Source organism: Kitasatospora sp. NPDC092948 (assembly GCF_044754805.1).
Classification (GTDB): domain Bacteria; phylum Actinomycetota; class Actinomycetes; order Streptomycetales; family Streptomycetaceae; genus Kitasatospora.
This window is the reverse complement of record NZ_JBIVPU010000002.1, coordinates 282,220-305,277: the sequence shown is the minus strand read 5'-3', so window position 1 is coordinate 305,277 and position 23,058 is coordinate 282,220. Positions and strand designations below refer to the sequence as shown.

Genomic DNA, 23,058 nt, shown 5'->3' with positions numbered 1-23,058 from the left:
CCCCACCCCCCGGGCTGAACTCCGCTCCCGACGGGGCCGCAAGCGGAATTCCGGCGGCTGTCCACCGGACGTCTTGCAGGACGGGCAGATGGGGGAGTAGACGAGCGGTGCACATAGACTCCCGCGATAGCGATGGTTATGGACGGGCAAAGAAGAAGGGCGTAATCCATGGAGTGGCAGCCGCTCGCTGCCGACCCCGCCGCCGGCAGTGGCTACTTCGACGCCTACGCGGCGATCGGCCTGCTGGCGGTCATCGGCGTCCTCTTCGTCACGGTGGCCTTCACCGCCAACCGCCTGCTGCGACCGGTGGTCAACACCCCGGAGAAACTGCTCGCCTACGAGTGCGGCGTCGATCCGGTCGGCGAGGGCTGGGCGCACACCCAGATCCGCTACTACGTCTACGCCTTCCTGTACGTGATCTTCGCGGTCGACGCGATCTACCTGTTCCCGTGGGCCACGGTGTTCGCCGCCGCCGGCTTCGGGGCGGCCACGCTGGTGGAGATGTTCGTCTTCATCGGCTTCCTCGCGGTCGGACTGCTCTACGCCTGGAAGAAGGGCGTTCTGGAATGGACGTGACGCACTCGCACGGGACGCCCGGACAGGGCCCGGTCCCGCTCGGCATCCCCGACCCGGCCAACCCGGGCGCCGCCGTCGAGCAGCGCCGCCTCGGCCCGCTCGCCCGGCTCGCCCCGGACCCGGTCAAGGTGGTGCTCAACTGGGGCCGCCGCTACAGCCTCTGGTGCTTCAACTTCGGACTCGCCTGCTGCGCGATCGAGTTCATCGCCGCGTCCATGGCCAAGCACGACTTCATCCGGATGGGTGTCATCCCGTTCGCGCCCGGCCCCCGACAGGCCGACCTGATGATCGTCTCGGGCACCGTCACCGACAAGATGGCGCCCGCCGTCAAGCGCCTGTACGAGCAGATGCCCGAACCGAAGTACGTCATCTCCTTCGGCGCCTGCGCCAACTCCGGCGGCCCCTACTGGGACTCCTACTCCGTCACCAAGGGCGTCGACCAGATCATCCCGGTCGACGTCTACGTGCCCGGCTGCCCGCCCCGGCCCGAGGCACTGCTCCAGGGCATCCTCAAGCTCCAGGAGAAGATCGCCGCCGAGGACGTCCCGCAGCGCTACGCCGCACCCGCCGCCGCGCTGCGCCGCCCGCTTCAGGCCGCGCCCGCCCCCGCCGAGGAGGGCGAGCGGTGACCGAGACCCCAGACGTCCCCCCGACGCCCGCCGAGCTCACCGCCGCCGCGATCGGCCCGTGGGCGACCGCCGCCGAGGCGTACGACCTGCTCACCGTCACCGTCCCCGCCGAGCACTGGATCGAGGCGCTCACCGCCGCCCGCGACGTCCTCGGCCTGGCCTTCCTGGACTGGCTGAGCGCCGTCGACGAACTCGCCGAGGGCTTCGCGGTCTGCGCCCACCTGGCCGCCGTCGGCGAGCCCGGCCGGGTGCGCCGACTGCTGCTGCGCACCCGGGTGCCGCGCGACCAGGCCGTGCTGCCGACCGCGGTCGGCGTGTACGCCGGCGCCGCCTGGCACGAGCGGGAGACCCGGGAGATGTTCGGCATCGAGTTCCCCGGCCACCCCCACCCCGCCACTCTGCTGCTGCCGGACGGCTTCGAGGGCCACCCGCTGCGCAAGGACTTCGTACTCGCCGCCCGGGTCGCCAAGGACTGGCCCGGCGCCAAGGAACCCGGCGAGTCCGACCACGGCGGCGGCCCCGCCCGACGCAAGATGCTGCCCCCCGGCGTCCCCGACCCGAACGAGTGGGGCCCCCTCAAGGGCACCCTCCCCCCGGTCGCCGAACGCCCCGCCCGCACAACGAGGGCCGGCGCCGGAGCCGGCGTCGACCGCCCCCGGCGCGCCCGCAGCGTGGGCGAGGGCTCCGCGAGCCAGGCTGCCGAGTCCGCTGCGCCTGCGGCCGACGCGCCGCCGGTACGTGCCGATCGGCCGCGCCGCAGCCGCAGCGTCGACGAGGGCTCCGCGAGCCAGGCCGCCGAGTCGGCCGTGCCTGCGGCCGACGCGCCGCCGGTACGCGCCGACCGGCCGCGCCGCAGCCGCAGCGTCGGCGAGGGTTCGGTCAGCCAGACCACGCCCGAGCCGTCGTCCCCCCCGGAGACCCCGCGCCGCACCGCCCGGACCCAGTCGTCCGACGCCCCGTGGCACGCCCCCGTCCCGGCCCACGACCAGCCCGCCGACGCAGAGCCCGAGGCCGGGCAGGCCGAACCCGCAGAGGTGAAACCCGCGGAGCCCGCGAGGCCCGAGCCGGTGAAGCCCGAGGCTGCGGCGGCCGAACCTGCGGCGGCCGAACCTGCGGAGGCGGAGGCTGTGATGGCCGAGCCAACGAAGGCAGAGGCCGCGCAGCCCGAGGCCGGGCAGGTCGAACCTGCGGAGGCGAAGCCCGCGGAGCCCGCGAGGCCCGAGCCGGTGAAGCCCGAGGCTGCGACGGCCGAACCCGCGGAGGCGGAGTCTGCGCAGCCCGAGCCCGAGCCCGAGCCCGAGCCCGGCCGGCGCGAGCCCGCAGAGGCGGAGGCCGCACAGCGCGAGCCCGGCCGGCGCGAGCCCGCAGAGCCCGAATCCGACCAGCAGCCCGACCAGCAGCCCGATCAGAACGGAGACAGCGCGTGAATCTTCTCGACACGCTGCTGCGCTGTGTCGGCACGCTGGTGGCGTTCCTGGTGTTGCCGTTGGTGGTCGGGCAGGCCGAGCACAAGGTGATGGCGCACATGCAGGGCCGGCTCGGGCCGATGTATGCGGGTGGGTTTCACGGGTGGGCGCAGTTGGTCGCCGACGGTGTGAAGTTCGCGCAGAAGGAGGACATCGTTCCGGCGGGGGCGGACCGGCGGATCTTCCGGTTGGCGCCGGCGGTCGCGCTGTTGCCGTACCTGCTGGTGCTGCTGGTGATTCCGGTCGGGCCGCACGGGCTGGTCGGGCAGGCGGTGGATGCGGGCATCTTCTTCGTGCTGGCGGTCATGGGCATCGGCGTGCTGGGCTCGCTGATGGGTGGTTGGGCGTCGGCGAACAAGTTCTCGTTGCTGGGCGCGCTGCGCACGGCCGCGCAGCTGATGTCGTACGAGCTGCCGATGCTGCTGGCCGCGGCGTCGGTGGCGATGGCGGCGGGCACCGTCTCGTTGCCGGGGATCGTGGACGCCTTCCACTGGTGGTGGGTGCCGTGGCAGCTGATCGGCGCGTTCGTGTTCTTCACGGCGGGTCTGGCGGAGCTCCAGCGGCCGCCGTTCGACATGCCGGTGGCCGATTCGGAGATCATCTTCGGCGCGTACACCGAGTACACCGGCCTGCGTTTCGCACTGTTCCTGCTCTCCGAGTACGCGGGCATCGTGGTGCTCTGCGGACTGACCACGGTGCTGTTCCTGGGCGGCTGGCACGGCCCGTTCTCCGACGGCCTGGGCGTGGTGTGGACGTTGGTGAAGACGTTCGCGCTGGCGTTCGTGGTGCTCTGGCTGCGGGTCACGTACCCGCGGCTGCGCGAGGACCAGCTGATGCGCTTCGCGTGGACGGTGCTGATCCCGCTCGCCCTGGCCCAGCTCGCCCTCACCGGCATCGTCAAGGTGGCGATCTCCTGATGAAGTTTCCCGGCTCCGGCCTGGCCAAGGGCCTGGCCGTCACCATGCGGACGATGACGCGGAAGTCCGTCACCGCGCAGTACCCGGACGTGCAGCCCGAGCTGCCGTCGCGCTCGCGCGGCGTGATCGCGCTGCTGGAGGAGAACTGCACGGTCTGCATGCTGTGCGCCCGCGAGTGCCCGGACTGGTGCATCTACATCGACTCCCACAAAGAGACGCTGCCCGCCGCCGACCCGAACGCCCGCGCCCGCACCCGTAACGTGCTGGACCGCTTCGCCATCGACTTCTCGCTCTGCATGTACTGCGGGATCTGCATCGAGGTGTGCCCGTTCGACGCGCTGTTCTGGTCGCCGGAGTTCGAGTACGCGGAGACCGACATCCGCGAGCTCACCCACGAGCGCGACCGGTTGCGCGAGTGGATGTGGACCGTCCCGCCGCCGCCCGCGCACGACGCCGCGGCGGAGGAGCCCAAGGAGATCGCCATGGCCCGGAAGGCCGCCGACAAGCTGGCCGCCGCGGCTGCCGCTGACGCCGAGGAGGGTGAGCGGAGTTGAGCGCCCTGCTGGCCGCGGCGGGCTCGTTGGAGCCCGCCGCGCGCTCGTACCTCTCGCCGACCGGACAGGAGATCGTCTTCCTGCTGGTCGGTGTGCTCGTGCTCGGCGCGGCCGTGGTCTCGGTGACCACCCGCCAGCTGGTGCACGCCGCGCTGTGGCTGGTGGTCGCGTTGGGCGGCCTGGCGGTCGAGTTCCTGCTGCTGACGGCCGAGTTCGTGGCCTGGGTGCAGGTGCTGGTGTACCTGGGCTCGGTGGTCGTGCTGGTGCTGTTCGGCCTGATGCTGACCCGCGCCCCGATCGGCCGCTCCCCGGACGCCGACTCCGGCAACCGCCCGGCGGCGCTGGCCGTCGGCGCGGCCTCCGCCGCCACCCTGGTGACGCTGGTGGTGGACGCGTTCCGGTCGTCCTGGATCGACCTGTCCGGCCCGGCCGGGACCACCCGGCTCACCGGCGAATTCCTGTTCTCGCACTGGGTGCTGCCGTTCGAGGCGCTGTCGGTGCTGCTGCTGGCCGCCCTGGTCGGCGCGATCGTGCTGTCCCGCACCAAGGGCGACGGGACGAAGCCGCGGCCCGGGAACCTGCGCACCGTCCTGACGAAGACGAAGGAGCGCTGAGCGTGCACCTCGCCTACCCCGCCGTCCTCGCCGTGCTGCTGTTCAGCGTCGGCGTGTACGGCGTGCTCGCCCGGCGCAACGTCGTCCTGGTGCTGATGTCCGTCGAGCTGATGCTCAACGCCGTCAACCTCAACCTGGTCGCCTTCGACGTCTGGCTGCGCGACACCCTGCACGCCGGCCAGGCGCTCACCCTGTTCACCATCACCGTCGCCGCCGCGGAGATCGGCCTCGGCCTGGCCATCGTGCTGCTGGTGTACCGCACCCGCCGCACCGCCGCCGTCGACCGGGTCACCGCGCTCGGCGACCGGCACGAGGCGGACGCGGCAGCGGACGTCGCAGAGGAGAAGGAGCAGGCCGCCGCATGAACCTCGCGCTGCCGATCCTCGTCCCCGTGCTGCCCGCGCTCGGCGCCGCCGCCGGCCTGGCCACCGGACGCCGCCACCCCGCACTGGCCCGACCGCTCGCGGTGCTGCCGGTCGCGGTGGCCGCCGTCCTCGCCCTGGTGACGGCCGTCCAGCTGGGCACCGGCGCCACCCTGGACGCCGCCACCCGGCTCGCCCCCACCGGCGGCCCGGAGATCTCGCTCGCCCTGCACCTGGACGGCTTCACCTCGCTGATCTCGGTGCTGGTCGGCCTGGTCGCCACCTGCGTGCAGATCTACTCCACCGCGTACCTGAAGGACGACCCGCGCTACCCGTCGTACGCGGCGCTGGTGTCGCTGTTCACCGCCGCGATGTTCCTGGTCGTCTACTCCGGCGACCTGATCGTGCTGCTGGTCGGCTGGGAAGTGATGGGCATCTGCTCGTACTTCCTGATCGGCCACCACTGGGAGACCGCCGACGCCCGGGCCGCCTCGCTGAAGGCGTTCCTGGTCACCAAGCTCGGCGACGTGCCGTTCCTGTTCGGCCTGTTCCTGCTCGGCGCGGACGCCGGGACGTTCCGGATCACCGACGTGCTGCACACCGCCACCTCCGGCGGGCTGCACCACCCGACACTGATCGCCCTGCTGCTGCTGGCCGGCGTGGCCGGCAAGAGCGCCCAGTTCCCGCTGCACACCTGGCTGCCGGACGCGATGGCCGGCCCGACGCCGGTCTCCGCGCTGATCCACGCCGCCACCATGGTCGCCGCCGGCGTCTACCTGGTCGCCCGGCTGCTGCCGGTGTTCCTCCAGTCGTCCGCCGCACTCGTGGTGCTGGCCGTGATGGCCGCCGTCACCATGGTCGGCTCCGCGCTGTGCGCGCTCGCCCAGGACGACCTGAAGCGCGTCCTCGCCTACTCGACGGTCGGCCAGCTCGGCTACATGACCGGCGCGCTGGCCTCCGGCGACCGGCAGGCCGCGGTGTTCCACCTGGTCTCGCACGGCGTGTTCAAGGCGCTGCTGTTCCTCGGCGCCGGCGTGGTCATCCACGCCGCGCACACCAACTCGCTCAGCGCGATGGCCCGGATGCACGGCCTGCGCCACCGCATCCCCGACGCCATGTGGACGATGGGCATCGGCCTGGCCGCCCTGGTCGGCCTGCCGCCGCTGGCCGGCTTCTTCTCCAAGGAGTCGGTGCTCACTGCCGCCGAGCACGCCGCCCACGGCGAGGCCCTCACCGGCGCCCTCGGCCCGGCGTCCGCCGTGCCGACCGCCGCCGGCTGGACGGTGCTGGTGGCCGGCCTGCTGACCGCGCTGCTCACCGCCGCCTACGCCGCCCGGCTGTGGTTGGCCGTCTTCTGGGGCCGCACCCCGGACGGCGCCTCGCTCGCCCCGCAGCCCGGCGCCCCGTACTCCCCGGAGGTCGACGAGGCCGACCCGGCCCACGTCGAGCCGGTCGCGATGCGGGTGCCGCTGTGGGTGCTGGCGATCCCCGCGATGGGCTTCGGCGTGGCCGGGCTGCGCACCGACTGGCTGCCCGCCCTGCTCGACGGCGAGTCGCTGCGCCCGTCCACCGTCACCTGGGTGCTCGGCACCGGCATCGCCGTCGCGGGCCTGCTGATCTCGTACGCCGCCTGGCGCACCGTCACCGCCCGCGCCGCCGCCGGACAGCCCGCCGACGACCCGGGACGCCTGCTGCTCGGCCCGCTGTACCGGCCCGCCCAGCACGGCTTCGGCGTCGACCGGCTGTACAGCACGCTGTTCGTCCGGCCCACCGAGGCCGCCGCCCGACTGGTCCGGTTCCTGGACCGCGCCGTGGTGGAGACCTACGTCCGCGGCGCCGGCGCCGCACCCGGCTGGCTCGGCCGCGCCGTGCGCTTCGCCCAGACCGGCAACGCCCAGGGCTACCTGAGCGCGCTGCTCGCCGGGGCCGTCCTGCTCGCCGTCCTGGTGGCGGTGGGATCGTGACGCACCCCCAGTTCCCCGTTCCGGCACGTCCTAGGAGCCACCGATGAACGCGGTCCTCATCGCCCTCCTGGCCCTGCCGCTGCTCGGCGCCGCCCTGATGCTCGCCCCGATCGGCGACCGGCAGGCGCTGCGCCTGGGCACCACCGTCACCGGCGGCACGCTGCTGCTGGCGATCGGCCTCGCCGCCGGCTTCGACCACGGCGCGCCGAGCCGGATGCAGGCCGTCACCGACGTGGCGTGGATCCCCGCGCTGGACGTGCGGCTGCACCTCGGCGTGGACGGCATCTCGCTGCCGCTGCTGGTGCTCACCGCGCTGCTCACCTTCCTGTGCGCGGTGTACTCGGTGAAGAAGCTCCCCGCGGGCCCCGGCGGCCGCGCCTTCACCGGGCTGCTGCTCCTGCTGGAGACCGGCATGCTGGCCACCTTCGCGGTGCTCGACCTGGTGCTGTTCTTCCTGGCCTTCGAGATCGTGCTGATCCCGATGTACTTCCTGATCTCCCGCTGGGGCAGCGGGAAGAAGGTCGCCGCGGCCAACCGGTTCATCCTGTACACCCTGCTCGGCTCCGCCGTGATGCTGCTCGGCTTCCTGCTGATCGGCGTCAAGGCCGGCACCTTCGACATGGTGAAGCTCGCCGACGCGCACGGCGGCGGCCTCTCGCACACCACCCAGCTGATCGCCGCACTGGCGATCCTGGTCGGCCTGGCCGTGAAGGCCCCCGCCTGGCCGCTGCACTCCTGGCTGCCGGACGCGCACACCGCCGCGCCGACCGCCGGATCGGTGCTGCTGGCCGGCGTCATGCTCAAGATGGGCACCTACGGACTGGTCCGGGTGCTGCTGCCGATCGTCCCCGACGGCACCGCCACCTACGCCCCCTACCTGGGCGCGTTCGCCGCCGTCGGCATCGTCTACGGCTCGCTGGCCTGCCTCGCCCTCGCCCGCACCGGCGCCAAGGGCGACCTGAAGCGGCTGATCGCGTACTCCTCGGTCGGCCACATGGGCTTCGTGCTGCTCGGCATCGCCTCGCTCACCCCGACCGGCGTGAACGGCGCGCTGTTCGCCAACATCGCGCACGGCCTGATCACCGGCCTGCTGTTCTTCGTGGTCGGCGCCGTCAAGGACCGCTACGGCACCGCCGACCTGGACACCCTCGCCGGGGCCACCGGCGCCGCGCTGTACGGACGCGTCCCGCGGATCGGCGCGCTGCTGGCGTTCGCCGCCGTCGCCAGCCTCGGCCTGCCCGGCCTGGCCGGCTTCTGGGGCGAGCTGCTCGCCATGTACGGCGCCTTCGACCCGGCCGCCGGCCTGTCCCGGCCCGCCTTCCTCACCTACATGGTGCTGGCCGGCCTCGGCACCCTGCTGACCGCCGCCTACCTGCTGGTCGTGGTCCGGCGGGTCTGCATGGGCGACCCGAAGCAGCCCGCCCCGGTCGCCGAACTGCCCGACCTGCAGGCCTACGAGGCCGCCAGCTGGACGCCGCTCGCCGCGCTCACCCTGGTGGCGGGCCTGTGGCCGGCGCTGCTGCTCGGCCTCTCCGACCCGGCCGTCAAGCACCTCCTCGGGAGCGGCTGATGACCACCACTCACGACCTGGGGCAGCCCCTCATGACTCCGCTCGCCGTCGCCGACCCGGGCGGCCTGATCCAGTCCGTCGACTGGGCGGCCGTCGCCCCGCCGCTGATCGCCGCGCTCGCCGCCCTCGCCGTGCTGGTCGCCGACCTGTTCCTGCCCGCGGCCCGCAAGCGCCTGCTGGGCTGGTTCAGCGCCGCCGGGCTGCTGGCCGCGCTCGCCATGCTGCTGCCGCTGGTGCTCGGCGACACCCGCTCCACCTTCTGCTTCCGCAGCGGCGGCGGCTGCTCCTACACCGCCGACCACTTCGCGCTCGCCTTCCAGCTGCTGGCCCTCGGCGGCGCGCTGCTCACCGCGCTGCTCTCGCTGCACACCGTCGAGGACGAGAAACTGCCCGGCGGCGAGTACTGGTTCCTGCTGCTCTCCTCCGCCTGCGGCGCCGCCCTGCTGCCCGCCGCCCGCGACCTCGCCACCCTGGTGATCGCCCTGGAGGTCGCCACCCTGCCCGCGTTCGCCCTGGTCGCGCTGCGCCGGGACGGCCGGGGCGCGGAGAGCGCGCTCAAGTTCTTCCTCTCCTCCGTCACCGCGACCGCCGTGATGCTGCTCGGCGTCAGCTTCGTCTACGCGGCCGCCGGAACGATCCAGCTCCAGGGCATCGCCGACGGTCTGGCGCACGCGCCCGCGCAGCTGAAGCCGCTGGCCGAGGCCGGTGCGGTGCTCACCCTGGTCGGCTTCGCGTTCAAGACCGCCGCCGTCCCGTTCCACTTCTGGGTCCCGGACACCTACGTCGGCGCGCCGCTCCCGGTGGCCGGCTACCTGTCGGTGGTCGGCAAGGCGGCGGGCCTCTCCGGTCTGGCGCTGGTCACCACGCTGGCGTTCCGCCCGTACGGCCACACCTGGGGCCTGGTGCTGGCGGTGCTGGCCGCGCTGACCATGACGGTCGGCAACGCGGCGGCGCTGCGGCAGCGCACCGACACCCCGTACGGCGCGGTGCGGCTGCTGGCCTGGTCGTCGGTCGGTCAGGCCGGCTACCTGCTGGTGCCGCTGGCCGCCGCCGGGTACGCCGACTCCGCCGAGCCGCTGGGCGCGACGGTGGCGTACGCGCTTATCTACGGCCTGGTGAACCTGGGCGCGTTCGGCGTGGTCGCACTGGTCGGCGGCTCGGGCCGGCTGGAGGCGTTCCGCGGGCTGGCCCGGCGCAACCGCTGGGCGGCGTTCGCGATGGCGTTCTTCCTGCTCTGCCTGGCCGGTCTGCCGCCGGGCGTGGTCGGCCTGTTCGGCAAGGTCGTGGTGTTCCGCTCGGCCGTCGACGCGGGCCTGGGCTGGCTGGCCGTGGTGATGGCGGCGAACGTGGTGATCGCGCTCGCCTACTACCTGAAGTGGACCGCGCTGCTGTTCGCCCCGGCCGCCGACGCCCAGGTCGAGAAGGGCCGCGTCCCGGCCTCGCTGGCCGGTGCGCTCGGCCTCGCGGCGAGCGGCGCCGTGGTGCTCTCGGTGGCTCCGCAACTCGTGTTGCAGGTGGTGTCGGGCAGCCTGTTCTGACCTGTGGTCGAATGCCGGAGGGAACGATCGGGCCAGCTCGGCGCGTTGATCCCGGTAGAAGGAAGCTGCTCCACCGGCTTCCCCGGCACCACAGGAGGGCCCGCAGTGCACCGCCACCACAACGGATTGCGGACGGCTGTTCTGCTCGGCGGCCTGTCCGCGCTGATCCTGGTGATCGGCAGTTTCTTCGGCCGCACCGGCCTGCTGGTGGCACTGCTGATCGCGCTCGGCACCAACGCCTACGCGTACTGGAACAGCGACAAACTGGCGCTGCGTGCGATGCGGGCCCGGCCGGTCAGCGAGATCGAGGCCCCGCAGCTGTACCGGATCGTCCGGGAGCTCTCCACCGCGGCCCGGCAGCCGATGCCCCGGCTCTACATCTCGCCCACGCCCGCGCCGAATGCTTTCGCCACCGGCCGCAACCCGCGCAACGCGGCGGTCTGCTGCACCGACGGCATCCTCCAACTGCTGGACGAGCGGGAGCTGCGCGGGGTGCTCGGCCACGAGCTCAGCCACGTCTACAACCGGGACATCCTGATCTCCTCGGTGGCCGGCGCGCTGGCCTCGGTGGTGATGTTCCTGGTGAACTTCGCCTGGCTGATCCCGTTCGGCCGCTCCGACGACGACGAGGGCCCGGGCCTGCTCGGCATGCTGCTGATCATGATCTTGGGGCCGATCGCCGCGAGCCTGATCCAACTGGCCGTCAGCCGCTCCCGCGAGTACCAGGCGGACGCCGACGGCGCCCGGATCACCGGCGACCCGCTGGCCCTGGCCAGCGCGCTGCGCAAGCTGGACGCCGGCACCCAGCGGCTCCCGCTGCCGCCCGAACCGCAGTTGCAGACCGCCAGCCACATGATGATCGCCAACCCGTTCCGGCCCGGCGAGGTCGGCGCGAAGCTGTTCTCCACCCACCCGCCGATGCGCGAGCGGATCGACCGCCTGGAGCGGATGGCCGGCCGCTGATTCCTTCGGGGGAGGGCGCGGCGAGCGTCCGCTCCGGCATTCGGCCCCGCTGGTAGTGCTGGACGCACTGCCAGACCCGAGGCCGGAGGTGCGGTGCGGTGACGATACTGCCGAGCGATGCCGAACTGGGCGTGACCGGCCCGCCCGTCCCCCCGGGGCCGCGCCGCCGGTTCGGCCGGGCGACCCGTCCGCACCGGGGCCGGGTGCTGGTGACGTGGCTGACCACCACCGACCACAAGCAGATCGGCACCCTGTACCTGGTCACCTCGTTCGGGTTCTTCCTGGTCGGCGGGGTGATGGCGCTGCTGATGCGGGCCGAGCTGGCCCGGCCGGGGATCCAGTTCCTCTCGCCCGAGCAGTTCAACCAGTTGTTCACCATCCACGGCACGATCATGCTGCTGATGTTCGCCACCCCGCTGTTCGCGGGCTTCGCGAACTGGTTCATGCCGCTCCAGATCGGCGCGCCCGACGTGGCCTTCCCCCGGCTGAACGCCTTCGCGTACTGGCTGTACCTGTTCGGCTCGCTGATCGTGGTGGCCGCCTTCCTCACCCCGCAGGGCGCGGCCGACTTCGGCTGGTTCGCCTACGCGCCGCTGAACGACGCGGTGCACTCGCCGAGTGTCGGCTCCGACATGTGGATCATGGGCCTGGCGTTCTCCGGCTTCGGGACCATCCTCGGCTCGGTCAACTTCGTCGCCACGATCATCTGCCTGCGGGCGCCGGGGATGACGATGTTCCGGATGCCGATCCTGGTCTGGAACGTCCTGCTGACGGCCGTGCTGGTCCTGATGGCCTTTCCGGTGCTGGCCGCCGCGCTGCTCTGCTTGGAGGCGGACCGCAAGTTCGGCGCGCACGTCTTCGACCCGGCGAACGGCGGGGCGATCCTCTGGCAGCACCTGTTCTGGTTCTTCGGCCACCCCGAGGTGTACATCATCGCGCTGCCGTTCTTCGGCATCGTCTCGGAGATCATCCCGGTGTTCAGCCGCAAGCCGATGTTCGGCTACTCCGGCCTGATCGCCGCGACCATCGCGATCGCCGGCCTGTCGATCACGGTCTGGGCGCACCACATGTTCGTGACGGGGCAGGTGCTGCTGCCGTTCTTCTCCTTCATGACGCTGCTGATCGCCGTCCCGACCGGAGTGAAGTTCTTCAACTGGATCGGCACCATGTGGCGCGGCTCGCTGTCCTTCGAGACGCCGATGCTCTGGTCGGTCGGCTTCCTGGTGACGTTCCTGTTCGGCGGCCTGACGGGCGTGCTGCTGGCGTCCCCGCCGATCGACTTCCACGTCTCGGACTCGTACTTCGTGGTCGCGCACTTCCACTACGTGGTGTTCGGCACGGTGGTGTTCGCGATGTTCGCCGGCTTCTACTTCTGGTGGCCGAAGATGACCGGCCGGATGCTGGACGAGCGGCTCGGGAGGATCCACTTCTGGACGCTGTTCATCGGCTTCCACACCACGTTCCTGGTCCAGCACTGGCTCGGCGCGGAGGGCATGCCGCGCCGGTACGCCGACTACCTCGCCTCGGACGGCTTCACCACCCTGAACACCGTCTCCACCATCGGCTCGTTCCTGCTGGGCCTGTCCACCCTGCCGTTCCTCTACAACGTCTGGCGGACCGCCGGCCACGCGCCGCGGGTGACGGTGGACGACCCGTGGGGCTACGGCCGCTCGCTGGAGTGGGCGACCTCCTGCCCGCCGCCCCGCCACAACTTCGTCACCCTGCCGCGGGTGCGCTCCGAGTCCCCGGCGTTCGACCTGCACCACCCCGAGATCGCCGAGTTCGACCGCCTGCAGAACAGCCGGGACTGACCGCCCGCCGCCCGACATGCGATGCCCGAATCGCGGTGATACGAATCGTTTCGTCCCTGAGGCGTGCGAGGCGCGGGGACGTTCGGCCTGACTGTGCGCGGGATCGGAGCGTCATGGACAACTATCCGTTGCTCAACATCTTCTGGACGATGCTGGAGCTGTTCCTCTGGATCCTCTGGTTCTTCCTGCTGTTCAAGATCATCACGGACATCTTCCGGAGCCACGACATGGGCGGCGGGGCCAAGGCCGGCTGGACGATCCTGGTGATCCTGCTGCCCTTCCTCGGCGTCCTGGTCTACCTGATCGTCCGCGGCGGCTCGATGCACGAACGCGACGTCGCCCAGGCCAAGCAGGCCGACGCCGCCTTCCAGGACTACATCCGCCGCGCCGCCGGCACCTCCCCGGGCGCCGCCGAGGGAGGTGGGTCCGCGAAGAGCCACGTGGACGACCTGCACCGGCTGGCCGACCTCAAGAACAGCGGTGCGATCACCGAGGAGGAGTACCAGCGCGCCAAGGACAAGCTCCTCGCCTGACCGCTTCGAACGGGCCCGCCCCGTCCGGGGCGGGTCTTTCGCTGCCCGGAGTCGATCCGGTGCGACCGCCGACGATCGGTGGGGAACGCTTTGCGACCGGGTTCGACTGCTTGCCGGAACTCGCCCAACGGGGGGATTGCGCAGTCCGGTTGACGCCGGATCGGCCGCCCGGGGCCGGTAGATTCTGCGGTACGGCCACCCCCGCAGCGGGGCAGCCCCGCCCGGTGCTGGAACACCGGACGAGGCGGTTCGGGCCGATCAGAGGAGGTTGCACACCTGTGAATGACCGACCCTCCCGGGAACGCACGAGGTTTCCCGAAGTGGCCCACGCTAGCAGGGCCGACGGCCCGGGCGTGGGATGGCGCAGACTTCGCGCCGTCCGTGGTGCGGCCCGGCTGCGGGCCCTGTTGGCGGTCCCGGTACTGGCCTGGGCGGTGTCCGCCGCCGGCCCGATCGAATGGGAGCGCACCGCCCTGGTGCTCGGCCTGCTGAGGCTGTGCCAGGAGGCCCGCGTCGAGTGGTGCTGGGTCGACCTGCGCTGATCCGGCCGCGACCGCCCGGGCCGCCGCTCGGCGCCCGGGCGTTCGCCGTCGCCCGATCCACCCCGCCGCGCCCGCGCCCGGATTCCGGGCCGACGTCGAAGGAGCCATGGGTGTCCCGTCCGCGCAGGTCCGCGACAGCCGATTCCGGCTACGCGGCATTCGTCCAACTCCACTGCCACAGTTACCAGGCCTACGCCCGGGCCCGACTCGGCGACGGCCCGCTGGCCGGCCGGGTGGTCGACCAGGTGCTGCGCTGCGCCGAGTCGAGCTGGACGCAGGCGCTGCACGAGGACCCGGCCGCGTTCACCTGGCGGGTGCTGCGGGAGAGCGTCACCCGCGCCAGCCGGCAGTCCTGCGACCACCGGCAGGACCGGCTGCACCGGGCCCTGCCCGCCCGGGCCGCCGACGCCGCGCTCCTGCACGTGCGGCTCGGCATGGCGCCGCGGGCGGCGGCCGAGCTGATGGGCCTCAACGAGCCGCAGCTGCACGTCCAGTTGATGGCGGCCCGGAGGCTGCTGGCCGGCGGCGGGCCGGCCTGCGGCGGGACGGAGGCTGCCGAGACCTGATCCGGGCGGGCGGCGCGCGGCCCAGTGGCGCACGGCCGGGGGCGCGTTCGCCACGGTTCGCCATACTCGCAAGGGTTTCTTCACCCTTGCGAGTAGTTTCGCGTGGCCGCACTTCGGTCCGAACCGATGCTCCATCAGAATCCTTGTAGTGGAGCGGAGTTCGAGCATGGGGGTCGGTGGCGTGGCCGAGGGCGCAGGAGCGTTTCCGCAGTTCGACCCCGACAGACCCAGCGTGGCGCGGATGCACGACTGGCTGCTCGACGGCCGGAACAACTACGACTCCGACCGGCTGGCGGGCGAGGAGCTGCTGCGGATCGCCCCCGGTGCCCGCGAACTGGCCCGCAGCAACCGGGCGTTCCTGGTCCGGGTGGTCCGGCACATCGCCACCCGGTACGGCATCCGGCAGTTCCTCGACCACGGCTCGGGCCTGCCCACCCGGAAGAACGTGCACCAGGTCGCCCAGGCCGTGCACCGGGACTGCAAGGTCGTCTACATCGACAACGACCCGATGGTGCTCTCCTACGGGCGCGCCCTGCTGGACGAGAACCCGAACGTGACGATCCTGCCCGCCGACCTGGTGGACACCGCGAAGATCCGGGCGGGCGTGCAGGACCGCATCGACTTCTCCCGGCCGGTCGCCGCGCTGTTCGTCTCCGTCCTGCACTGCCTGCCGGACAGCAAGGACCCGCGGGCGGTGATCGAGCGCACGGTGCGCCAACTCGCCGAGGGCAGCGTGGTGGTGGCCTGCCAGCTGGTCAGCGGGAGCGGCCGGATCCGCCGGCAGGTGACCGACCTGATGACGGAGCGGACCGGGGGGCGCTGGGGGCAGGTGCGGACGGAGGAGGAGGTCCGCCGCTTCTTCGACATCGACCGGCTGACCGTCCAGGCCCCCGGCCTGCTGGACGTCGCGCGGTGGGAGCCGGACAGCGCTCCGCCCACCCGCCGGGCGGCCGGCGAGTGGGTCGAGTTCGGCGGGCTGGCCACCGTGGAGTGAGCGGGCGGGCTGCCCGTGCGGGCGGGCACGGGTTCGAAGGGAAGGCCTAGCTGCGCGAGCGGTGGGCGTTCAGCGCCTCGACGATCAGCCGACGGCTGTCGTCCCGGCCCGGAGCCTGCCGCACGGCCTCGTCGATCACGTGCCGGAAGTCCAGGAACTCGTTGGAGGAGGTCTCTCCGTCCAGCGGGCCGCGGTAGTAGTCGCCCCGCCCGGCCCACTCGTTGTAGATCACCGAGAGCATGGCGAACAGGTGCCCCTCGAACTCCAGCCGGGTCACCGAGGACACCTGCAGGGCCAGGGACAGCTCCATCGGGATGATGCGCACACCGATCTGCGGCGTCTCGACGAAGGAGAGCAGCCGCTCCAGCTGCTCCACCATCAGCTCGCGCGAGCCGATCACCTGGCGCAGCACGCTCTCCCGGATGAAGAACACCGAGCGCGGCGGCTCCGCGGCGAAGAACCGGCGGGTCCGTTCGGCGCGCAGCCTGATCACCTGCTCCGCCAGGTGTCGCTGGCTGGGCAGCAGGGTCTGCTCGGTGACGGCCCTGCGGTAGGCGTCGCTCTGCAGCAGGCCCGGGACGAACCCGGTCTCCACCGAGTACAGCTGGCTGGCCCGGCTCTCCAGCTCGCTCAGGCGGATCATCCCGTCCGGCACGGCGTCCCGGTAGGCGGTGCGGAACGAGGACGTCCAGCCGTGGACGGAGGCGTCCCGCGCCAGGCCCATCAGCTGGTCGAACTCCGGCCCGGCGGGCACCTCCAGCTCCTTCAGGATCAGCGCGATCGCTTCGGGCTTGTCGATCCGGACCGCGCCCGCCTCGATCCGGGAGTAGACCGTCGGGGAGTAGCCGGTCTTCTTGGCCAGCGACTTCTGGGGCCGCGCGCCCCGGAGCGTCTTCAGCCGGGCGCCGAGCAGCAGGGCCGGCAGCGGCCAGGATTCGCCCTCGCCCACCACGGGCAGCGGGCGCTGGAACGGAATGACGTTCGTCCTGTTCCCATCACGTCCGGTTGTCGCCATGAAATCCCCCCTCGCGTCAATCAATCCAACCTCTGCGGGAAGGCGAATATAGCTGACGCGAGGAGGGTATGACGACAGGTCCCCGAAACCGGGGAATGTCGTCAGCTCATGTGATTAAACGGCCATGTGGTCGAATTCGCCATTTCGCGCCCCGTCGAGGTATGCCGCGATCTCCTGGACGCTGAAAATCAGCGCCGGGCCCGACGGATCCAGGCTGTGTCGGACAGCGACCCGGCCGTCGTCCATCTTGCGCATCTCCACGCACTGGCCGACGTTCGAACTGCGCCGGGCCTTCACCCACGGTGTCTTCGCCTCGATCAGGTCCGCCGCCATGCCGTTGGTGTACTCGCCCATACCAAGCACCTCCTGTTGATGGGACCGCCGCCCGGGCCCCCGGCCGTCCGGCCGGGGGCTGCGGTGAGCGGCCTGCGCAATCCCGCGCGAAATTGCGCGGCTCGGGCGAGACGAAATCATTCACTCCGGGTGGCGCGGCGCGCCATTCCCCGTAGGGGTGAATTGTGACGAGATCTGAACACTTGTTATCAGATCCTGGTCGAATCAACTGGGTAATGGTCGGGATGATCGGTCGAACAATGACCGAAAAGGCGACGCGAAACCGCGGTCGTCGGCCGCCGACCGGTCGGATCGTCACACCCGTGCCACAACCGTGTCGCACCGGCTCCCCAGCCCGGCCCGACCGTGGGACGCTGGAGGCATGAAGCTGATCAACTTCCTGCTCAACGTCATCTGGCTGCTGTTCTGCGGCCTGTGGATGGCGATCGGGTACGCCGTCGCCGGGATCGTCTGCTTCGTCCTGATCGTCACGATCCCGTTCGGCATCGCGTCCTTCCGGCTGGCCGGCTTCATGCTCTGGCCGTTCGGCCGCACCACCGTGGTCCGGGCCGACGCCGGTGCGCCGTCCTGCGTGGGGAACGTGATCTGGCTGGTGTTCGCCGGGTGGTGGCTGGCGCTCGGCCACATCGTCACGTCGATTCCGCTGTTCCTGTCGATCATCGGCATCCCGTTCGGCTGGGCGAACCTCAAGATGGTGCCGATCTCGCTCACCCCGCTCGGCCGCGAGGTCGTCCGGACCGACGACGGCTTCGGGGCCCGCTGACCGGAAACCCGGTTGGCAGCCGCCCGGGGCCGGGGTACAACCGGTCCGTTCCGGGAAGCGGCGGAGGAGGAGCGGACGGTGGCGGACAGCGAGATCCTGACGGGCGGCGTCAACCAGGTGGAGCGGGTCGGTGACCGGGTGCTCCGGCCCACCGGGCCGTGGTCGCCGGCCGTGCACGGGCTGCTCGGGCACCTCCGCGCGAACGGGTTCACCGCGGGGCCGGAGTTCCACGGGCTGACGGCGGACGGGCGGGAGATCCTCGACTTCCTGCCCGGCGAGGTCTCCGACTACCCGGCCACCCCGGCCGCCGCGTCCCGCACCGCACTGCTGAGCGCGGCCCGGGTGCTGCGGGCCCTGCACGACGCCACCGCCGGGTACCGGGCCGAGGGCTGGATGTCGGCCGCCCGCGAGCCCGCCGAGGTGATCTGCCACGGCGACTACGCCCCGCACAACTGCGTGCTGGACGGCGAACGGGTGGTCGGCGTCATCGACTTCGACACCGCCCACCCCGGCCCCCGGCTGTGGGACGTCGCCCACGCCGTCTACCGCTGGGCCCCGCTCACCGCCCCCGGGAACGCCGACGGCTTCGGCACCCCGGACGAACAGGCCGCCCGCGCCCGGGAGTTCTGCGACGCCTACGGGCTCGACCGGGCCGGTCGGGCCGGGCTGGTGGACGCCGTCGCGGCCCGACTGCACGCCTTGGTCGACCACATGCGGGCCGAGGCCGCCGCCGGCAGCGCCGCGTTCGCCTCGCACCTGGCCGACGGGCACCACCTGATGTACCTGTCGGACGCCGCGTACGTGCTGCGCGAGCGCGACCGCTTCGAGCGGGCGCTACTCGGAGACTGACGCCGCCAGGTGCTCGCGCAGGGCGCGGAACTCGGCGGCGATCCTGTCCAGGGTGTAGTGCGCGTTCAGCCCGCTCGGGTTCGGCAGCAGCCAGACCTCGGTGTCGCCGATGGTCTCCGGCTGCCGGCCGACCGCCGCTCCGGGCCGCCCGAACGCCGCCCGGTACGCGCCGATCCCGAGCACCGCGAGGGCGCGGGGCCGCAGCCGCAGCACCCGGGCGGCCAGCGCCTCGCCGCCCGCCCGGTACTCCTCGGCGGTCAGCTCGGCGGCCTTCGCGGTGGTCCGGGCCACCACGTTGGTGATGCCCAGCCCGAGTGCGAGCAGCTCGTCCTGCTCCTCGGGCCCCAACTGCCGCGGGGTGAAACCGGATCGGTGCAGGGCCGGCCAGAAGCGATTGCCCGGTCGGGCGAAGTGGTGGCCGGTGGCGCCCGACCACAGGCCCGGGTTGATGCCGCAGAACAGCACCCGAAGGCCCGGCGCGGCCACGTCGGGAATGGTGGTGTCCTGGGCGGCGGCGAGCTGCTCGGCGGTGGGGCGGGGCGGGGGAGTGCGGGTCACCCGGACCACTCTGCCGTACCTGTCGGTGGCCACGGGGACTTGATACGTTCATGTCCGGTATATCGGATGGATAGCCAGTTCGATTGTTTTCCAGACCTGATGACTATTCGGACGGAGAATGGGGCGATGCCATACGAACTGAACGCCCTGATCGCCACCGATGAGCTGATCACCGTCGTGGCGGCCGAACTCCCGATCGCGCGGATCACCCGCCTGCCCCGCGGCCTGGCGCTCATCCGGATGACGGACGAGCTCCACAACGCGCTCCAACAGCCGTCCACCACACCCGACTACGACTTCAAGCGATTCCCCTCCGGATTCGCGCTGCGGATCGCCGGCTGGTCCAAGGCCGACCGGATCGCCTACGCCGAGATCGACGCCGACCACCCCACCGGCAGACGCGCCGCCCTCTGGTACGACGGCCGCATCACCCTCGGCCCGCTCACCCCCGCCGACGGCGCCCCGCTCGCCCGGATCCTGTGCGCCCTCGGCGCTCCCGCCGACGCCCTGCCCGAACTCACCGGCGCCCTGGACGAACTCACCGCCGCCCTGGACGCCCACCGCACCGCCCCGCCCGCGGACTGACCCGCGGTGAACAGCCCGACGGCCCTGACGCAAGAATGATCACCGGCCGATCGGAACGGGGACGGACACAGTGCGGATCAACATCCTGGGGCCGCTGCAACTGGTGCGCGCCGACGGGCCCGTCGACGGACCGGGCGGCGCCAGACTGCGACTGCTGCTGCTACGGCTGGCCCTCGACCCGGGACGGGTGGTCACCCGCGAACGGCTGGTCGACGACCTCTGGGGCGACGCCCCGCCGGACGAACCGGCCGGCGCCGTGCAGTCCCTGGTCTCCCGGCTGCGCCGCGCACTCGGCGAGGACCGGACCGCGATCGGTTCGCACCCCGCCGGCTACCTGCTCGACCTGCCCCGCCACCACATCGACGCCTGGGACTTCGAACAGCGCGCCGCCACCGGCCGGGCCGCCCTCGCGGCCGGCGAACACGCCCGCGCGGCAGCCGAATTGGACGCCGCCCTGGACCTCTGGCGCGGAGCCCCGTTCGCCGACGCCGAAGCCGCCGGGTTCACCGCCGCCCCCGCCGCCCGGCTTGCCGAACTGCGGCTCGCCGCCGTCGAGGACCGCGCCGACGCCCTGCTCGCCCTCGGAGACCCGGACACCCTGCCCGGGCTGGTCGCCGAACTCACCGGTCTCGGCGTCGACCACCCGCTGCGCGAACGGACCGCCGCCCGCCTGATCCGCGCCCTGCACGCCAACGGCCAGAGCGCCGCCGCGCTGGAGACGTTCGACCGCACCCGGCAGGCACTCGCCGAGGAGCTCGGCGCCGACCCGTCCGCCGAACTGCGCGACGCCCACCGGCACGTCCTGTCCGGCCACCGGCCGGCCGCGCCGCCTCCCGCCGCGGCCGCCCGCGCCGCCCTGCCCGGACCGCTCACCGCCCTGCCCGGGCCGCTCACCGCGCTGATCGGCCGGGACGCCGACCTGACGGCCGTGCAGGACCGCCTGCGCCACTCCCGCCTGGTGACGCTCACCGGGCCGGGCGGCGTCGGCAAGACCCGCCTCGCCCTGGCCGTCGCCGCCCGGGCCGGAACGGACGTCCGATTCGCCGAACTCGCCGGCGCCGACGGCCCGGACGGGCCGGCCCGGGCCGTGCTGAGCGCCCTGTGCCGCCCCGCCGGGACCGGCGCACTCGCCGGCGGCCTGCCCACCGGCGAACCGCCCGGCGGGCCGACCGAACGGATCGTCCGCGCCCTGGACGGCCGCGACGTCCTGCTCGTCCTCGACAACTGCGAACACCTGATCGCGGACGCCGCCGGGCTCGCCCACCGCCTGCTGACCGCCGCACCCCGACTCACCGTGCTCGCCACCAGCCGCGAACCGCTCGGCGTCCCCGGCGAGACACTCTGGCCGGTACGGCCGCTCGCCGTCCCCGAACCCGGCGGCACCCCGCAGCAGGCCCTCGCCCACCCCGCCGTCGCCCTGTTCGCCGAACGGGCCGCAGCCGTCCGCCCCGGCTTCACCCCGGACCGGGACACCCTCGAACCCGTCGTCCGGATCTGCCGCGAACTCGACGGCCTCCCGCTCGCCATCGAACTCGCCGCCGCCCGGATGCGCGCCCTCGACCCCGACCGGATCGCCGCCCGGCTGCACGACCGCCTCCGCCTGCTCGACCGCGGCCCGCGCACCGCCCCCGACCGGCACCGCACCCTGCGCGCCGTCATCGACTGGAGCTGGGACCTGCTCGACCAGGACGAACGCGTCCTGCTGCGCCGGCTCTCGGTCTTCGCCGGCGGAGCCACCCTCCGCGACGCGCACGCCGTCTGCGCCGCACACTGGCCCACCGGACCGGCCCCCGACCCCACCGAGGTCGAGGACCTGCTGACCGCCCTCGCCGACAAGTCCCTGCTGGCGACCGGCGGCAACGGCCGGTACCGCCTGCTGGAGACCGTCCGTGCCTACGCCGCCGAACGGCTCGCCGAGGCCGACGAGCACGACCGCACCGCCGCCACCCACCTGCGCTGCTTCCTCGACCTCGCCGAACGCACCGAACCCCTGCTGCGGACCGACCGGCAGACCGTCGAACTCGCCCGGCTCGACGCCGAACAGGACAACCTGGACGCCGCCCTCCGCCGGGCCGTCGCCGCCGGCCCGGCGGAACACGCCCTGCGGCTGGCCGCCGCCCGCACCTGGCCCTGGCTGATGCGCGGCCGGGCCCACGAGGCCGGCGAACGGGCCGCGGCCGTCCTCGCCGCGCACGGCGCCACCCCGCCGCCCGGCCTGGAACAGGAACACGCCCGGTGCGTGATCCTCGACCTGCTCACCGCCCCGCTCCGCGCAGCCGAAGCCGCCCTGCCGCCCGAGGCGTTCGGCGCCGCCCTCGTCACCGCCCGGGGCGCCGACCACCCGGTCGCCCTCGCCGCCGTCCTGCTGCTCGCCGCCGGCGGCCCCCCGGACGCCCTCGGCACGGCCGCCCGGCAGTACGGCGCGCACACCGACCCGTGGATCCGAGCCGCATCCCAACTGGTGCTCAGCCGCGTCGAGTTGAGTGCCGGACGGATCGGCCCGGCCGAACACTGCGCCCGCACCGCCGTGGACGGCTTCCGCACCCTGGGCGACCGCTGGGGGCTGGCCATGGCGCTGGTCACCCTCGCCACGCTGCTGGCCGTCACCGGCGCGGCCGAGGAGGCGCTCGCCGCGCTCGACGAAGCCGCCCTCCGGGACACCGAGACCGGCGGCGCCGGCAACGCACCCCTGCTCCTGCTGCTGTCCGGGCGCCTCCACGCCCGCAACGGCGACCCGGTCGCTGCCCGGGCCGACCTCGAACGCGCCCGCACCGCCGCCGAACACGCCCACGACCCGCACCTGCAGGCCGCCGCCCACTACGCACTCGGCGAACTCGCCCGCCGCACCGGCGACCTGACCGACGCCCTGACCACCCAGCGCCGCGCACTGCACCGGCTCGAACAGCTCCCCGCGACCGCCCCCACCCACCTCCACCTGCTCGCCCTCCTGCACACCGGCCTGGCCCGCACCCACCAGCGCCTCGCCGACCCCGCCACCGCCGGTGCCCTGCACCGTCGGGCCCTCCGACTGGCCGCCACCAGCCAGGACCGCCCGGTCCGCGCCGACGTCCTGGAAGGCTGGGCCGAACACCGCCTCGCCCTCGCCGACCCCGCCACCGCCACCACCGCCCTGGCCGCCGCCCACACCCTCCGCGGCGGCCACGACGCCGGCGACCCCGACCTGCGCACCACCCTGGACGCCTGCGCGGCCGCCCTCGGGGACGCGGCGTTCCGGGCCGCCTGGGACCGGGGGACGGAGCTGGCCGACCCGGAGGGCTGTGCGCTGGCGCTGAACTGACGGGCCGTCAACACGGCGGCCCGCCCCTGGTGCCTCC

General features: G+C 73.0%; 23 protein-coding genes. 20 read left to right on the top strand and 3 right to left on the bottom strand.

What is annotated here, in order from left to right; translation table 11 throughout:
• Positions 1-168 precede the first annotated feature (168 nt).
• The 16 genes from ACIQF6_RS06080 (at position 169) to ACIQF6_RS06005 (ending at position 15,599) form a co-directional block, all read left to right on the top strand.
• A complete protein-coding gene (locus tag ACIQF6_RS06080) occupies positions 169-576 on the top strand; it encodes an NADH-quinone oxidoreductase subunit A (RefSeq protein WP_043914675.1) in 408 nt (135 codons plus the stop codon).
• A complete protein-coding gene (locus ACIQF6_RS06075) occupies positions 567-1,205 on the top strand; it encodes an NADH-quinone oxidoreductase subunit B (RefSeq protein ID WP_400890628.1) in 639 nt (212 codons plus the stop codon). The genes ACIQF6_RS06080 and ACIQF6_RS06075 overlap by 10 nt, the downstream gene beginning before the upstream one ends.
• Entirely contained in the window at positions 1,202-2,632 is a 1,431-nt protein-coding gene (locus ACIQF6_RS06070; RefSeq protein ID WP_400890625.1) for an NADH-quinone oxidoreductase subunit C, read from the top strand. The genes ACIQF6_RS06075 and ACIQF6_RS06070 overlap by 4 nt, the downstream gene beginning before the upstream one ends.
• Positions 2,629-3,588 carry an NADH-quinone oxidoreductase subunit NuoH gene (gene nuoH / locus ACIQF6_RS06065; RefSeq protein WP_400890622.1) on the top strand — a complete coding sequence of 320 codons (960 nt, stop codon included), beginning with the start codon at positions 2,629-2,631 and terminating at the stop codon, positions 3,586-3,588. Before ACIQF6_RS06070 ends, nuoH begins: the two co-directional genes overlap by 4 nt.
• Complete coding sequence (locus tag ACIQF6_RS06060) at positions 3,588-4,142, top strand: NuoI/complex I 23 kDa subunit family protein (protein ID WP_400890619.1); 555 nt, start codon at positions 3,588-3,590, stop codon at positions 4,140-4,142. Before nuoH ends, ACIQF6_RS06060 begins: the two co-directional genes overlap by 1 nt.
• Positions 4,139-4,756, top strand: coding sequence for an NADH-quinone oxidoreductase subunit J (locus tag ACIQF6_RS06055; protein ID WP_400890616.1), 618 nt, complete (start codon positions 4,139-4,141; stop codon positions 4,754-4,756). Before ACIQF6_RS06060 ends, ACIQF6_RS06055 begins: the two co-directional genes overlap by 4 nt.
• Positions 4,757-4,758: 2 nt before the next feature.
• Entirely contained in the window at positions 4,759-5,121 is a 363-nt protein-coding gene (gene nuoK / locus ACIQF6_RS06050; protein WP_400890614.1) for an NADH-quinone oxidoreductase subunit NuoK, read from the top strand.
• A complete protein-coding gene (locus ACIQF6_RS06045) occupies positions 5,118-7,082 on the top strand; it encodes an NADH-quinone oxidoreductase subunit L (protein WP_400890612.1) in 1,965 nt (654 codons plus the stop codon). Before nuoK ends, ACIQF6_RS06045 begins: the two co-directional genes overlap by 4 nt.
• 43 nt (positions 7,083-7,125) lie before the next feature.
• Positions 7,126-8,652: a NuoM family protein gene (locus ACIQF6_RS06040; RefSeq protein WP_400890610.1), complete on the top strand. Its 1,527-nt coding sequence runs from the start codon at positions 7,126-7,128 to the stop codon at positions 8,650-8,652.
• A gap of 32 nt (positions 8,653-8,684) precedes the next feature.
• The gene (locus ACIQF6_RS06035; RefSeq protein WP_400892136.1) at positions 8,685-10,190 is read left to right on the top strand and encodes an NADH-quinone oxidoreductase subunit N; all 1,506 of its coding nucleotides are present in this window, start codon (positions 8,685-8,687) and stop codon (positions 10,188-10,190) included.
• A 105-nt stretch (positions 10,191-10,295) separates the two neighbouring features.
• Complete coding sequence (gene htpX / locus ACIQF6_RS06030; protein WP_400890607.1) at positions 10,296-11,153, top strand: zinc metalloprotease HtpX; 858 nt, start codon at positions 10,296-10,298, stop codon at positions 11,151-11,153.
• A 203-nt stretch (positions 11,154-11,356) separates the two neighbouring features.
• Complete coding sequence (gene ctaD, locus ACIQF6_RS06025) at positions 11,357-12,964, top strand: cytochrome c oxidase subunit I (protein ID WP_400892134.1); 1,608 nt, start codon at positions 11,357-11,359, stop codon at positions 12,962-12,964.
• Between the two features lie 113 nt (positions 12,965-13,077).
• Entirely contained in the window at positions 13,078-13,497 is a 420-nt protein-coding gene (locus ACIQF6_RS06020) for an SHOCT domain-containing protein (RefSeq protein WP_400890605.1), read from the top strand.
• A 353-nt stretch (positions 13,498-13,850) separates the two neighbouring features.
• Positions 13,851-14,039 (top strand): hypothetical protein, encoded by a 189-nt coding sequence (locus tag ACIQF6_RS06015; protein ID WP_400890603.1) that lies wholly within the window; start codon positions 13,851-13,853, stop codon positions 14,037-14,039.
• A 110-nt stretch (positions 14,040-14,149) separates the two neighbouring features.
• Positions 14,150-14,605: a hypothetical protein gene (locus tag ACIQF6_RS06010; protein WP_400890601.1), complete on the top strand. Its 456-nt coding sequence runs from the start codon at positions 14,150-14,152 to the stop codon at positions 14,603-14,605.
• 166 nt (positions 14,606-14,771) lie between these two features.
• Positions 14,772-15,599 (top strand): SAM-dependent methyltransferase, encoded by an 828-nt coding sequence (locus ACIQF6_RS06005; RefSeq protein ID WP_400890599.1) that lies wholly within the window; start codon positions 14,772-14,774, stop codon positions 15,597-15,599.
• Positions 15,600-15,645: 46 nt separating this feature from the next.
• Here ACIQF6_RS06005 and ACIQF6_RS06000 read toward each other — a convergent pair whose 3' ends face one another.
• Both ACIQF6_RS06000 and ACIQF6_RS05995 read right to left on the bottom strand, forming a co-directional pair.
• Positions 15,646-16,614, bottom strand: a complete 969-nt coding sequence (locus tag ACIQF6_RS06000) for a helix-turn-helix domain-containing protein (RefSeq protein WP_400890597.1) — start codon at positions 16,612-16,614, stop codon at positions 15,646-15,648.
• Between the two features lie 114 nt (positions 16,615-16,728).
• Positions 16,729-16,968: a DUF397 domain-containing protein gene (locus ACIQF6_RS05995; protein WP_400890595.1), complete on the bottom strand. Its 240-nt coding sequence runs from the start codon at positions 16,966-16,968 to the stop codon at positions 16,729-16,731.
• Positions 16,969-17,329: 361 nt separating this feature from the next.
• Between ACIQF6_RS05995 and ACIQF6_RS05990 the strand changes: the two genes are divergently transcribed.
• Together ACIQF6_RS05990 and ACIQF6_RS05985 are read left to right on the top strand one after the other, a co-directional pair.
• Complete coding sequence (locus ACIQF6_RS05990) at positions 17,330-17,731, top strand: YccF domain-containing protein (protein WP_400890593.1); 402 nt, start codon at positions 17,330-17,332, stop codon at positions 17,729-17,731.
• 78 nt (positions 17,732-17,809) lie between these two features.
• Entirely contained in the window at positions 17,810-18,580 is a 771-nt protein-coding gene (locus tag ACIQF6_RS05985; RefSeq protein WP_400890591.1) for a phosphotransferase, read from the top strand.
• Here ACIQF6_RS05985 and mug read toward each other — a convergent pair.
• On the bottom strand, positions 18,566-19,138 hold the full coding sequence (gene mug, locus ACIQF6_RS05980) for a G/U mismatch-specific DNA glycosylase (RefSeq protein ID WP_400890589.1): 573 nt from the start codon (positions 19,136-19,138) through the stop codon (positions 18,566-18,568). The genes ACIQF6_RS05985 and mug overlap by 15 nt on opposite strands.
• 126 nt (positions 19,139-19,264) lie before the next feature.
• Between mug and ACIQF6_RS05975 the strand changes: the two genes are divergently transcribed.
• Entirely contained in the window at positions 19,265-19,723 is a 459-nt protein-coding gene (locus ACIQF6_RS05975; protein WP_400890587.1) for a hypothetical protein, read from the top strand.
• A gap of 70 nt (positions 19,724-19,793) precedes the next feature.
• Complete coding sequence (locus tag ACIQF6_RS05970; RefSeq protein ID WP_400890585.1) at positions 19,794-23,021, top strand: AfsR/SARP family transcriptional regulator; 3,228 nt, start codon at positions 19,794-19,796, stop codon at positions 23,019-23,021.
• Positions 23,022-23,058: the final 37 nt, after the last annotated feature.